The sequence below is a fragment of the Scatolibacter rhodanostii genome (assembly GCF_900197595.1).
Lineage (GTDB): Bacteria > Bacillota > Clostridia > Oscillospirales > Acutalibacteraceae > Scatolibacter > Scatolibacter rhodanostii.
Genome location: NZ_FZLO01000007.1, coordinates 73,438 through 87,592 on the forward strand (window position 1 = coordinate 73,438; position 14,155 = coordinate 87,592).

Below are 14,155 nucleotides of genomic sequence, written 5' to 3' on the forward strand. Positions count from 1 at the left end.
AATGAATACGGAGTGTGTTTTTAACACATTCCGATATCGTTCAAAAGGAGGTATAGTATGACTTTATTAATTAAGAATGGAACAATTGTTACGGTTTCAGAAAGTTTTCAAGCCGATATTGCTGTAAAAGACGGAGTGATTTCTGCCATTGGTCAGAATCTTGATATAAAAGCGGATAAAGTGGTTGATGCGTCAGGCAAGCTAGTGTTACCCGGTGCAATTGATGCACATACACATTTGGCGATGCCTTTTGGAGGCACGCAGTCAGCAGACGGCTATCTGGCCGGAACCCGTGCAGCCGCTTGCGGTGGTGTGACTACCGTGTTTGATTATCCCATGCAGCGCAAAGGCAAGGGGATTTTGGAAACGATTCGTGAGAGAAAAGCAATGTGTGACCCCGAAGCTTGTGTCGATTATGCTTTTCACTGTATTATCACCGATTTGAATGACAACACAATTTTAGACGAATTTCAAGCAGCTGTTGATGAGGGAATTACAAGCTTTAAGTGCTTTCTGGTCTATAAAAAAGAGGGCATGATGGTGGATGACGGCACATTGGTCAAAATTCTTTTAAAAGCAAAAGAAGTGGGGGCACTCACCAATATTCATGCTGAAAACCCTGATTTAATTGACATGAATATTGAAAAGTTCTTAAAAGAGGGAAAAACTTCAGCTTGGTATCACTACCTTTCTCGACCTGAATTTGTCGAGGCAGAGGCTGACAAGCGAGCTGTGCATTGGGCTAAATCAGTCGATGCGCCGCTGTATATCGTGCATATGGCAGATAAAGAAGGGCTTGAAGCTGCCGCAGAAGCCAAACGGCAGGGACACAAAATTTTTATCGAAACTTGTCCCCAATATTTGGAATTTACCAGTGATGTATACAAAAGAGAAGATGGTAGAAATTTTGTCTGTTCTCCGCCCATGAAAGGCGAAGAAAGCAAAGAGGCACTGTGGAAAGCCATTCAAAATGGTGATATTGATACTGTTGCAACCGACCATTGTCCGTTCCAAAGTTATGAAAAAGACTGGGGAAAAGACGACTTCACCAAAATCCCCAATGGCTGTGCCGGTGTAGAGAATTTGTACCCCTATATGCTTTCCGCTGCCAATGAGGGCAAGATTTCGTTTAACCGCGCGGTAGAATTGTGCGCTGCCAATCCAGCCAAAATCTTTGGTTGTGAGAGTAAAGGCTCTTTAGCGGTAGGTAAAGACGGCGATATTGTCATCTATGACCCTGATCTTGACTTTACCATCACGACAGAAGCGATGCATTCTGATTATGACCATACCATTTGGGAGGGTATTACCGTTCATGGCTACCCTGTGCAGACATTTGTCAGGGGTAGATTGGTCTATGATCAAGGTGAATTTGTCGGAGAACCCGGATACGGAAACTTTATCAAGCGCATACCCAATCAAGTATAAAAAGGAGGGGACTGAATTGAAGTCTACAGCCTATCAGGAATTAATTATTCCGCAAGAATCAGCAGGTTGTTTTTTATGTGAGAATGCACCCTGTACGAAAGCTTGTCCGTATGGATTAGCGGTAGACAGCGTAATTCGTTCGGCTCGATTTGAAAATACAAAGGGAGCTGCGGCTAAACTGCCGCAAGAGCTTTCTTGTCTGACCTGCGAAACACAGGAGTGTCTATCGTCTTGCCTAAAAGGTAAAATTGGAAATCCTGTGGATATTCCCAATCTGTTAGAAGCCATTTCTATGAATGAAGCACCTGTTTTGACAGATATTGATTTGTCAATTGACTTTTGCGGCGTTTCTTGTGAAAATCCATTTTTCCTGTCGTCCTCCGTTGTGGGCAGTAATTATGAAATGGTCGCCAAGGCATTTGACATGGGTTGGAGTGGGGTTGCATTTAAAACAATTGGCGCTTTTGTACCGGATGAGGTTTCACCACGTTTTGATGCTATGCACAAGGAATCTGTCCCGTTTGTTGGATTCAAAAATATAGAACAGATATCAGATTCTTCGCTGCATGACAATTTGGGTTACTTAAAAAAATTGAAACAAAATTATCCTGCAAAAATTATTGTCGCTTCGATTATGGGCAGGAATTTGGGCGAATGGGAGATGCTTGCCCGTGCCGTGACAGAGGCAGGCGCAGACATCATTGAGTGTAATTTCTCTTGTCCGCATATGGCTGAGGACGGTCTGGGGTCAGATGTAGGGCAAAACCCAGAGCTAGTGGCAGAATATACAGCAGCGGTTCGAAAAGGAACGTCGCTTCCGATTCTAGCCAAAATGACACCCAATATCGGCAACATGGAAATTCCGGCTATGGCAGCGGTGAAAGCAGGAGCAGATGGAATTGCAGCTATCAATACAATTAAGAGTATTATGAATGTTAATCTTTCCAGCTTTTCATCAGGCCCTGATGTCAATGGAGTAACTAGTGTAGGTGGTTATTCAGGAAAAGCAGTTAAACCAATTGCTTTGCGATTTATTCAAAACCTAAAGGCTTGTGAGCCGATTGCAAACGTTCCTGTCAGTGGTATGGGTGGAATAGAAACATGGCGTGACGCTGCAGAATTTATCGCTATGGGCTGCGAGAATATCCAAATCACGACTTCGGTTATGCAGTATGGCTATCGTATTATTGATGATTTAATAGAGGGAATGAAAATCTATCTGGCAGAAAGCGGTTTTTCGTCCGTTGGGGAATTGGTCGGTAAGGCGTTACCGCAGATTGTGTCAACAGAAAAATTGGAGAGGGACAGCATATGCTATCCTCGCTTTAACAGGACTGCTTGCGTTGGGTGCGGCAGATGTGTACTTTCCTGTTATGATGGCGGTCATCAAGCATTGACACAGAATGATAATGATGGAAAACCTGTGATGAATGCTTCAAAATGTGTGGGCTGTCATCTATGTGCGGTGGTCTGTCCTGTCAAGGCAATATTGCCAGGAACACGTGTTAAGAAAAAGCGAAACGAAGCGGCTTCTTAATGCAAAACGGCTTTAGGAGAATAGAGGGAGCAAGCGGCTGAAAACTGGATCGGCAACTTGCTCAAGTAGATAAAGCAAGCGATATATAAGGAAAGAGGTAAGAATCATGGTATCATGTAGTGCAGAACGCTTAGAAGATAAGATTAAAACATTTTCAAAATTTGGTGATACAGGCAGGGGCGGTATCACAAGATTTTCATTGTCGCCAGAAGCACTGGTTGCCCGCAAAGAATTTGAAAAAAGAATGTCTGCGCTGGGTGCTGTCATTGTTACCGACGATATGGCCAATATGTATGCAACCATCGCAGGTTCAGAGAATCTCCCCTCTATTATCACGGGTTCTCATATGGATTCTGTCAAGCAAGGTGGAAACTATGACGGAATTTTAGGGGTGCTTTCTGCGATGGAAGTTGCCGAAACCATTGTCACAGAAAAGATTCCGCATAGACATCCCATTACGGTAGTCGTGTGGACAAACGAAGAGGGAGCAAGATTTGAGCCTGCCATGATGTCGTCTGGCGTAATCTGCGGTAAGTTTGAAAAAGAAACGATGCTGGCTTCTGAAGCTAAAGATATACCCGGATATACCTTTGGTCAGGCGCTTAAAGAAAGCGGTTTTGAGGGAGAAGTGAAAAATCGATTAACACCCGAGAAATATGCGGCACTGGTAGAACTTCATATCGAGCAAGGTCCTGTTCTTGAAGCAGAGAACTATGACATCGGTATTGTAGAAGGTGTATGCGGCATGATTAACTATGAATTTACATTTACCGGTCAAGCTGATCATGCAGGAACAACACCAATGAAATATCGCCATGATGCGCTTTATGCTGCCGCTAAAACCATTCAGTATCTGCATGATGAATTTGATAAGCTAGACGAAAAACTGGTTTATACTACGGGTAAAATTTCGGCTCATCCCAATATCCATACCATTATTCCTGATGAAGTCAAATTTACATTAGATGCCAGACATCAAAATCCGGCTGTGATTGCAGAAGTCTTAGAGATTATTCAGAAAATCCCTGCAGAAGTAGAACGCTGTCAAGTGAAATATGAAGAAGCCTGGACAAGAAGATCGGTTGCCTTTAATTCTGAATTGGTCAACTATGTAGAAAATGGGGCAGAGCAATACGGTTATACTAGCAAGCGCATGTACAGCGGCCCCGGACACGATGCACAGTATGTGGCAGATGTTATTCCAACTACCATGATTTTTGTTCCCAGCGAAAAAGGACACAGTCATTGTGAGCTTGAATATACACCTGTAGAGAGTTGTTTAAAAGGGGTTAATGTCCTTTTAGAAACACTTCTGACAATTGACCGCGAGATGTAAGCTTTTCTCAATGAAATAAAATCTTTTTGTCATGGACCGATAAGCGAAAATGTTTGTATGAAAAGAAACATTCTCGCTTATTTTTTGTCTTTATTAAGCAAAAATAAAGAGTAGGGTTTTAGTAGTAAAATTAAGGTGTTTATAAAACAAAAATAGAAACACAAAAAATCAACTTGTAAATTGTAATTCTCCACTGGACAAAAATGTCTGCCTGTTATAAACTGATGTTAAGTCATATTGGCATATCTCAAACTTTGAAGATATACATTTGTTTTAGGTGTGCAAATAGAACAATGAGAATTTATTAGAAGTTCTTTTAAGGAGGATTAAAATGCAACAGACAAAGGTAACCGTATGGAACGAATATTTGCACGAAGTATTGAGTGAGGAAATTGCTGCCATTTATCCCAAAGGAATTCATAATTGCATCGCAGAATTTTTGGAGGAAGCGGGTATGTCTACCAAAACAGCAACTTTGCGTATGCCTGAACATGGGCTTACTGAAGAAGTTTTGGCGGACACAGATGTATTAATTTGGTGGGGACATATTGCGCATGATAAGGTTGATGATGAAATCGTTCAGCGTGTGCATGACCATGTGACAAAAAGAGGAATGGGCTTGATTGTGCTACATTCAGGTCATGCCTCCAAGATATTTAAAAAAATCTGCGGCACGGATTCAGAGTGCTTAAAGTGGCGTGAAAACGGAGAAAAAGAAATTCTTTGGGGCGTTAATCCTTCTCATCCCATTATGAACGGGTTACCTGAAAAAATTATTTTAGAGCAAGAAGAAACATATGGCGAGCACTTTTTGATTCCACAACCAGATGAACTTATTTTTATCAGCTGGTTTTCAGGCGGCGAAGTTTTTAGAAGCGGTTGCTGCTTCAACCGCGGTAAAGGTAGAATTTTCTATTTTAAGCCGGGACATGAAGCCTATCCTATTTATTATAATCCGCAGATTCAGCAGGTCATTGTGAATGCTGTGAACTGGGCAAAACCAGTTGCCAGCCCTGAGATTGTCTACGGTCATTACACAACACCCACAAAAGATATGTAAAAAGTAAGGAAAAAATCTAACATCTATTTCTTGTCTTATAAAAGTAAAAACTGGTTTATCGTTTTAAATTTACGATAGGCCAGTTTTTGTTTTGTAAAGCTGCCAAATAATTTTTTGCAATTTGGTTTAGGCTATGAATTCGAATCATATTGCAGCAAATAGAAGTGCTTTAACTGCACCGAATTACACCGCAAGCAATTTTTGCGCCAGAATCTCCAGAGGGCTGTGTGTGGAAATCATCAGCATGACTGTGTACGACAACCGTGCGTCCAAGAACATCTTTTACGGTAAAACGATTGGTTAGAACAGTCATAAAAGCGTGACCACCATTTGAGAGCAAGGGCGGTAAGTCACCAGCGTGGTAAGGGTGTTCACAGTGATTGGGGTTATAGTGCCTTTTTGTGTCCGCTAAAGGGTCTTCCCTATTTCCTGTACAAGTTTTGCCTTCGTGAATATGAAATCCCAAAAATTCACCGCCGCACTTTCCGGAGCGACTAGGAAGTCCTGAAAATTCGGCACGTACTAATACACCTTCATCTGTTTGAAAAAAGGCGACAGTCCCCTTGATTTTGCGATGAGAAGGAATACCGGATACGTCAGCAACTGCATTGGGTTTTTGACGCAGCATAATTTCTAAATATTTGCGGCTTTTAGAACCAAAGATAAAGTTCAAAGCTCGTCACCTGCCTTTTCACTATTATATTCTGTTTTCGAAAAGGAGTGAAAAGAGAAAAGGACCTGTTCAAAACAGGTCCCCTATAAGAGGAAAAACAATTGTTTATCTTGTATGCTGTAAAAGGATAGAGGTTAGTTCGGACATGTCTTTTTTACCGAACACAACATCAGATTGGTTAATAACCACAGCCGGCACACTCATGATGTTATATTCATCTTTAAAGTCGGCAAATTTGCTCACATCAACAATATTCATTACCACGTTGCTGTTCTTGGCGGCAATTTGCTGTAGAGCCTGCACAACATCAGGGCACATGGTACAAGAAAGGGTAACGCCAACTTGTACATGCACAGGGTTGGCAATAGAAAGAATTTTCTCTTTCATTGAGTCTTCCATTGGCTGTCCGGCACTACCTGTATTATAGAGAGCCAAAATAAAGGAATTAAATTCGTGTCCACCGGGCACGGCATGGTAGGTAATACCAACAGGCGTGCCATCTGATTTGAGAAGTGTAATAAGCGGGAAAATATCAGCGTGGACTTGTTTTTCTAGTTCAACATTCTCACCGGCTTGCAAAAGCTTGATATCAATTTTGTCAGTCAGCTTAGCGATATCCTGTACAAATGACTTTTGCTCGGCAGAAATGGCACTGTCACCGCCATCAATTTGAACGAGCGTCACTTTGTCGGTCAGACGGTCAAAAACCGGTTTAAGACCTTCTACAATATCAGCAGAGAAGAAAGATTCACTAGCCGATGTGTTTTCTTCACTTTGCGGCTCGCTTTTTTCAATGGTGATTCCTAAGCTCTGCTTTTTCTCACGACAGTAAATTTCCGCATTGGTCGCAGCAACAGCGCCGTCAGAAACGGCAGTGACCAATTGACGAAGCTGTTTCGGGCGCAAATCGCCAGCCGCATAAACACCGGCGGCAGAGGTTTCTAATTTATCATTGGTTGGCACATAGCCATAGCGGTCCAACTCGACCTTGCCTTTGAGTAGTTCACTCATAGGTTCATAACCGATGAAGACAAAGATACCAAAAGTGTCTTTTGGGTTTTCTACTTGATAAGACCATTTTTCACCGGTTTTATTGTTAATAAACTCTGCCGAGCGCAAAACACTGTCACCAGAGGCAGACAGAATTTCAGATTCAAAATGAACTTCAATTTTTGGGTGATGCAATACTTCTTCTGCAATAGATTGTGAACAGGTAAAGGCAGGTTCACGGGCAATTACATAGACTTTTTTAGCATAACGTGTTAGGAAAATAGCCTCTTCTGCGGCGGCAAATCCGGCACCGATGACAAAGATATCCTTACCAGTGAAAAATTCTCCGTCACAGGTGGCACAATAGCCGATTCCTCTGCCTTGATATTCTTTTTCGCCCGGAAAACCTAATTTTCTGGGGCGTGCGCCCGTCGCAACGATGACAGAGAGCGCTTCGATATCACCTTTGTCGGTAACAACTTTTTTAATGTCACCGTCAAGGTCGAGTGTTTTGACTTCGGCGGATAAAAACTCTGCGCCAAAATTTTTAGCTTGCTGACGAAAAGTCTTGCCGAGTTCTTCTCCCGAAACAGATAAAATGCCCGGATAATTAACAACCTCAGAAGTAATCGTAATTTGTCCGCCTGAATCGCCTGCATCAATAATCAAAGTACGCAGTGTGGCACGTCCGGCATAGATAGCGGCACTAATTCCAGCAGGGCCTGAACCAATAATCACTAAATCATATAAATTGTTCCCAGTCATAAAAAACCTCCTCTTTTCAAAAAATAATTGAGCCGTGTAGCGTATAGAAACGCAGCGATGCCTCACTGACACCGCTGCTGAAATTTAGAATTTAGATTTTGCCGATTAAATCAAAGCTAGGTTTAAGTGTTTCAGCACCTGGTTGCCAGTTGGCAGGGCAAACCTGATCACCATGCTCAGCGACAAATTGAGCAGCTTTTACTTTTCTTAAGAGTTCAGTAGCGTTACGGCCAATGCCCATATCGTTGACTTCATAAGCAACAATCACGCCTTCGGGGTTGATGATGAAGCTACCGCGGAGTGCCTGCCAATCGGCTTCAACAAGAACTTCAAAATCTTGTGCTAGCTTTGCAGCGGGGTCAGCAAGCATAGGATATTTAATTTTTGCAATAGTATCGGATTGCTCATGCCATTGTTTATGCACAAAATGAGAATCAGTTGAAATGGAGTAGACTTCACAATTTACATTTTTAAATTCATCATAGTGATCAGCAAGATCGCCTAGCTCTGTAGGACAAACAAAGGTAAAATCAGCGGGGTAGAAAACAAACACCGACCAGTGACCCTGTAAATCTTTTTCGGTGACGGGGCTAAAATCACCATTCTGATAAGCTTGGACGTTAAAAGGACTGACTTGTTTTTTAATGAGTGACATAATTTTTTCCTCCTAAAATTTTAAAAGTTATATATAAATGTAATATTTATCTCAAAAATAAGAACTATTATTATTATACTAATTTTTCTATTTTATTGATGAATAAAATATGTCTAATTTATTAAATTTTCATGAATTAAAGAAGAGACAAGGTAAAATAAAAATAGAATTAGGATTTTCTTGTAAAACGCATGTCCAGAAAATATACAAACAAACCTGTGTTGCATATACTAGAAAACAAGACCAAATCAAAATGCAAGGGGTAATTCTCAAAAAGTTAGGAGAATTGAAGAGACATCTGATTTTTTGGAATAAGAATGTTTGGTTTTGTAGGTAGTAATTTAGCACAAAATTTGGATTTTTCCATAGAATATGAAAGAGAAACCTTAAGGCGAGCTTTGATTTGCTGCTTTCACGAAAAAATCAGGGCGGATTAGCTCGACCCGGATTCCTTGAATATTCATCTAAAGGAGGAGATTTTCCCATGGCCGAAAATAGATGTGGCCCCGTGTGCGGTGGCGGTGACTATTTCAAAGAGGCTGTCTGTATTGATACGATGAGAGTATATGATTCGTGTGCGGATAAAGACTGCCTGGAAGACGTCAGAGTACTCATCCCTGCCGGACAACAGCAATATCTTGAGTGTGCAAAGGACGCAAAAATCAGAAGCGTAGAAGTCATCACGGTTTGCTGCGATGTATCAGATGTTCCTTTCAAGCCCGGATGCTACACAGTTGAAATGACATATTTCCTTGAAGTAAGCGTAGATGTATACACCCCCCAAGGTGTAGCGGCGATTACCGGCGTAGCAATTTTCAATAAAACAAGTATTATGCACGGCGGTGTCAGCACAGGCTCTAAAGCATTTAGTTCAGATGAAAATTGCTTGAGTCTCGAATCTCTAAACAGAACGGATGCACCGATTGCGACAGTTCAGGTTGCCGACCCGATCGGACTACATGTTAAAGTTTGCCCGGTCTATCCCGGCTACCGTCCTCACTGCCATTGCGGGTGTGATTATGACAGCCCCATCCCTGACATTATCACCAACCAGTATGGTCCCTTTGAATGGGGAGAATCTTGCAAAGCCATCTATGCATCAATCGGTTTGTTCTCAATCATTCAACTGTCAAGAAAAGTACAAATGTTGATTCCGGCATATGATTTCTGCATCCCAACAAAAGAAAGCACAAATTCAACCGTTGCAAGCAGCCCTTGCGAAGTCTTTGATACGATTGATTTCCCCACAGAAGCTTTCTATCCCTGCAAGCAAGATTGCTGCGTTCCCAACGGTAACAACAGCAATATAAACAACTCACCCAATTTAAACTGCAAAAAGTAAGATAGCAAGAAAAATAGTTCCACCCAATTGAAAACTTTTCAATTAGAAAATGCCTGAGCCTCTTTGTGAAACATCATGAAGAACGCTCAGGTGTTTTTTTGCTAATTTTTTTTGAAAAGTCTAACTAAGCGAACCTAACTTAAAACCGAAATGAACAAAAAGATGGATATGCAAGATTTTGGTTCATTTGGGTATCAAAATACTGAAAAAGCATTGACAGATAGAACGGTTTATGCTCTTATTAACAATAGTGCATGAATAATGAAAATGCAAAAGGGAGGATTGTTTATGAATCAAAGAATAGAAGAAAGAAACCAAAGAACAAAGTGGTATCAAGAGTCACGTTTTGGTATGTTTATCCATTGGGGACTATATGCGATTCCAGCAAGAGGTGAATGGGTTCGCAGCGTAGAAAGAATACCGGTAGAAGAATATGACAAGTTGCAGCACGAGTTTTCCGCGGAAGAATATGACCCTAAGAAGTGGGCTAAGCTTGCTAAACAAGCAGGGATGAAATATGCGGTGCTAACAGCCAAACATCACGATGGTTTTTGTCTGTTCGATTCTCAATATACTGATTTTAAATCTACGAACACACCTTGTGGTCGAGATTTGGTAGCCGAGTTCTTAGAAGCTTTCCGTGCAGAAGGTATCAAAGTCGGACTGTATTTTTCGATTATCGATTGGCATCATCCGGATTTTCCTCATTATGGGGACAAACAACATCCTATGCGAGACAACGAGGAGTTCAAAGGCAAAGAACACAATTTTGACAACTATCTCACTTATATGCACGCACAGGCAAGAGAACTTTTGACCAATTACGGAAAGCTCGATGTTATGTGGTTTGACTTCTCTTATAATGATATGCAAGGTGAAAAATGGAGAGCCACTGAATTTATGCAAATGGTGCGTGAGCTTCAGCCACATATTATTACCGATAATCGCTTAGAAGGCAGTGGAGAGGAATCCGGCTCTATTTTAACAGCCAATCCAACCATTTATGCAGGCGATTTTGCTTCACCAGAGCAAATGATTCCCCCCAAGGGAATTGTCAATGAGCTGGGTGATCCTGTCCCGTGGGAGGCTTGTGTAACACTCAATAACAACTGGGGTTATGCAGCAGAAGATAAGCATTATAAATCAGCAAAAATGATTGTTCATATGTTGGTGGATTGCGTCAGCAAAAACGGAAACCTACTTTTAAATGTGGGTCCTGACGCCAAAGGTAGAATCCCCGAAGAATCAGTTGTAATTTTAGAAGAAGTCGGAAAGTGGATGAGCGAAAATGCTAACAGCATTTATGGCTGCGGTATGGCTGAATTTGAGAAACCTGAGTGGGGAAGATATACCCAAAATGGCAAAAAGCTTTATGCTCATGTTTTTGAGGAGCAAACAGGCGCTGTGTGCTTATCCAATCTTGCCAACCAAATTGATAAAATGCGTTTCTTGAAAGACGGCAGCGAAATTCGTTCGGCAGAGTATTGGAACTTAAAAGAATATCCAGACCATGCCTTCTTCTTTTTGAACAGTAAAACAGCAGATAGCTACCCACTGCCAGAAGAAAAAGACACAGTTGTTGAAATTACATTAAAATAAAAAAGTTTATAGGCAGATAGAGAAAAAGAACCGCTTTCAATACAATGAAAGCGGTTCTTTTATTAAAATGCAATTAAGTTCTATTAAAGTACGCGAATACGGATGACTTCATCTAAGGCAGAGATGGTTTCAATTGCTGAATCAGAAACCTCGCCGCTAACATCCAAAATGGTATAAGCATAGCTTTTTTTAGATTTACTGAGCATATGCTCGATGTTAATGTTGGCCTTTCCGCAGATGGTGGTCAGATTAGCGATTGTGCTGGGGATGTTTTTATGAATAATACTGATTCGTGTTCCCTCAATGCGGGGCATAGAAAGAGCAGGCAAGTTAACAGAATGAGTAATATTACCGTTTTCTAAGTAATCCTTGATTTCATCGACAGCCATTTCAGCGCAATTATCTTCGCTTTCAGGCGTAGAAGCGCCCAAGTGGGGGATAGCAATTACGTTTTCCACACCAATTAAATCATCCGTGGGGAAATCGGTAGCATAAGCTGAAACTTTACCCGTTGCTAAAGCTTTAATCATATCGCTAGAGTCAACCAACTCACCTCGGGCAAAATTGAGAATGCGCACGCCATCTTTCATCTTGGCAAAGTTTTCATCGCCAACTAAGCCTTTGGTGTCATCGGTTAGCGGCACGTGCAAGGTGATGTAGTCAGATTTTGCAAAGATATCATCCATAGAATCTGCTTTGAGAACACCATGTGAGAGGCTCCAAGCAGCATCAACAGAGAGATAAGGGTCAAAACCATAGACGGTCATGCCCAGATTTCTGGCGGCATTGGCAACCAAAATACCGATTGCGCCCAGTCCGATAACACCAAGTGTTTTGCCTTTGATTTCAGGACCGCCAAAGTTGCCTTTTCCTTTTTCCACCAGTTTGCCAACTTCTGCGCCTTGCCCTTTTAGGGTTTTTACCCAGTCCATAGCAGCGGCAACACGACGAGAAGTTAAAAACAAAGAAGCAATTACGAGTTCTTTAACCGCATTGGCATTGGCACCCGGGGTGTTAAAGACAACAATACCCTGTTCAGTGCATTTGTCAATCGGAATATTATTCACCCCTGCGCCTGCACGGGCAATTGCTTTGAGTTCACTGTTAAACGCCATGTCGTGCATAGAAGCAGAGCGCACTAAAATGCCGTCTGCATTTTTCATCTCGGTAGAATATTCATAAGCATTGCCGAAACGATCTGTTCCGGTTTTGCTGATTTGGTTCAAGCAAAGAATTTTATACATCAGATATTTTCCTCCTCAAACTGCTTCATTAAGGCGACTAGTTTATCAATGCCCTCAGGTGGCATAGCATTATAAATAGAAGCTCTCATTCCGCCGACGCTTCTGTGACCCTTGAGATTTACAAAACCGGCATCTGTTGCTGCTTTTACAAATTTAGCGTCTAAATCGGCATCGCCAGTTACAAAAGTAGCATTCATAATGGATCGGCTGCCTTTTTCTGCACAACCCTTAAAGAGTTTGGAGTTGTCTAAGAAATCATAGAGAACATTGGCTTTTTTGATATTGCGCTCTCCCATTTTTGCAAGTCCGCCAATTTCATTCTGAATCCATTCAAGCACCAGCTTGCAGATATAAATCGGATAGCAGGGCGGAGTGTTGTACATAGAATCATTGTCAGCAATGATTTTGTAGTTAAACATGGAAGGGGTTTTGTCTAAAGGTTCACCGATTAAATCTTCTCGAATAATGACAATGGTTAAACCGGCAGGAGCGACATTTTTTTGTGCACCGGCATAGAGAAGGCCGAATTTAGAAACATCAATCGGTTGGCTTAAAATGCAGGAAGAAATATCGGCCACTAGAGGCACATCACCAGTGTCGGGTAGTTCATGGAACAGTGTGCCATAGATTGTATTATTCATGCAGATGTGAAAATAGTCAGCATCTGCTCTAAATTCATTTTTATCCCATGTAGGAATATGAGAAAAGTTGTCAGGCTTTGAGGTGGCAATCACCTTGCAATCACCATATTTACAAGCTTCTTGATAAGCTTTAGTTGAGAATTGGCCAGAAAGAATATAGTCTGCTTTGCCTGATTTTGTCATCAAATTCATGGGAATCATAGCGAATTGGGAGGAAGCACCACCCTGCATAAACAGAACTTTATAGTTGTCGGGAATTTGCATGACTTCTCTAAGTAGTTTTTCTGCGTCCTTGATAATGGCGTCATACACCTTAGATCGATGTGACATCTCCATCACCGATTGTCCGCTGCCTTCATAGTCAAGCATTTCAGCAGCAGCTTTTTCAAGAACGGTTTCCGGCAGCATAGATGGGCCGGCAGAGAAGTTATAGACACGTTTCATAGTGGTACCTCCAGATAAAGATTTTGATAAATAACTATCAATTCATAAAATTTATTATAGCCCCAGCCCCGGCGAAAAGCAAGTTATAATTGACAAAATGCGCGCTTAAATTTATAAGATTAACACATTAACTTATTAAAAAGATAATACTCACATGAATCTGAAAATAAGTTTAATAATTATAGATTATTTGCATAATGAATATATAAAGATTGGATTAAATTGCTTTAAGTTTTAAGAAATAAAAAATAATTTAGAAATAATTAGAAAATACAAAGTATTCTAAAAAGAGTTAGAATTGACAAAAATAGGAAGTAAAACAATGAAAAGTGTTTGTTTAGAAAAAATAAAGTAAAAACTATTATAAATCACTAAATTTTTTTGCTTATTTTGTCAAAAGTATCACTTTATAATTATTTATTAGAATTATTTTTGTTATAT

The 14,155-nt window shown here is 41.0% G+C and carries 11 protein-coding genes; 6 read left to right on the plus strand and 5 right to left on the minus strand.

The features are described 5' to 3' along the window. Positions 1-57 precede the first annotated feature (57 nt). The 4 genes from hydA (at position 58) to CS931_RS12050 (ending at position 5,361) form a co-directional block, all read left to right on the plus strand. Complete coding sequence (gene hydA / locus CS931_RS12035) at positions 58-1,428, plus strand: dihydropyrimidinase (RefSeq protein ID WP_099206134.1); 1,371 nt, start codon at positions 58-60, stop codon at positions 1,426-1,428. A 16-nt stretch (positions 1,429-1,444) separates the two neighbouring features. Next, complete coding sequence (gene preA, locus CS931_RS12040; protein WP_242964992.1) at positions 1,445-2,965, plus strand: NAD-dependent dihydropyrimidine dehydrogenase subunit PreA; 1,521 nt, start codon at positions 1,445-1,447, stop codon at positions 2,963-2,965. A 106-nt stretch (positions 2,966-3,071) separates the two neighbouring features. Beyond that, complete coding sequence (locus CS931_RS12045) at positions 3,072-4,301, plus strand: Zn-dependent hydrolase (RefSeq protein ID WP_099206136.1); 1,230 nt, start codon at positions 3,072-3,074, stop codon at positions 4,299-4,301. Positions 4,302-4,632: 331 nt separating this feature from the next. Beyond that, complete coding sequence (locus tag CS931_RS12050) at positions 4,633-5,361, plus strand: ThuA domain-containing protein (protein ID WP_099206137.1); 729 nt, start codon at positions 4,633-4,635, stop codon at positions 5,359-5,361. A gap of 169 nt (positions 5,362-5,530) precedes the next feature. Here the strand turns inward: CS931_RS12050 and CS931_RS12055 are convergent, their stop codons facing one another. From CS931_RS12055 to ahpC, 3 genes are all read right to left on the minus strand, one after another. Beyond that, the gene (locus CS931_RS12055; protein ID WP_242964993.1) at positions 5,531-6,034 is read right to left on the minus strand and encodes a superoxide dismutase family protein; all 504 of its coding nucleotides are present in this window, start codon (positions 6,032-6,034) and stop codon (positions 5,531-5,533) included. A 105-nt stretch (positions 6,035-6,139) separates the two neighbouring features. Next, positions 6,140-7,789, minus strand: coding sequence for an FAD-dependent oxidoreductase (locus CS931_RS12060; protein ID WP_099206138.1), 1,650 nt, complete (start codon positions 7,787-7,789; stop codon positions 6,140-6,142). A gap of 91 nt (positions 7,790-7,880) precedes the next feature. Next, positions 7,881-8,444 (minus strand): alkyl hydroperoxide reductase subunit C, encoded by a 564-nt coding sequence (ahpC, locus tag CS931_RS12065; RefSeq protein ID WP_099206139.1) that lies wholly within the window; start codon positions 8,442-8,444, stop codon positions 7,881-7,883. A 484-nt stretch (positions 8,445-8,928) separates the two neighbouring features. Between ahpC and CS931_RS12075 the strand changes: the two genes are divergently transcribed. Both CS931_RS12075 and CS931_RS12080 read left to right on the plus strand, forming a co-directional pair. Further along, positions 8,929-9,786, plus strand: a complete 858-nt coding sequence (locus tag CS931_RS12075; RefSeq protein ID WP_099206141.1) for a hypothetical protein — start codon at positions 8,929-8,931, stop codon at positions 9,784-9,786. A 288-nt stretch (positions 9,787-10,074) separates the two neighbouring features. After that, a complete protein-coding gene (locus tag CS931_RS12080) occupies positions 10,075-11,385 on the plus strand; it encodes an alpha-L-fucosidase (RefSeq protein WP_099206142.1) in 1,311 nt (436 codons plus the stop codon). Between the two features lie 83 nt (positions 11,386-11,468). Here CS931_RS12080 and CS931_RS12085 read toward each other — a convergent pair whose 3' ends face one another. Both CS931_RS12085 and serC read right to left on the minus strand, forming a co-directional pair. After that, positions 11,469-12,629, minus strand: coding sequence for a phosphoglycerate dehydrogenase (locus tag CS931_RS12085; RefSeq protein ID WP_099206143.1), 1,161 nt, complete (start codon positions 12,627-12,629; stop codon positions 11,469-11,471). Then, entirely contained in the window at positions 12,629-13,714 is a 1,086-nt protein-coding gene (serC, locus tag CS931_RS12090; RefSeq protein WP_099206144.1) for a 3-phosphoserine/phosphohydroxythreonine transaminase, read from the minus strand. Before serC ends, CS931_RS12085 begins: the two co-directional genes overlap by 1 nt. Between the last annotated feature and the right edge of the window lie 441 nt (positions 13,715-14,155).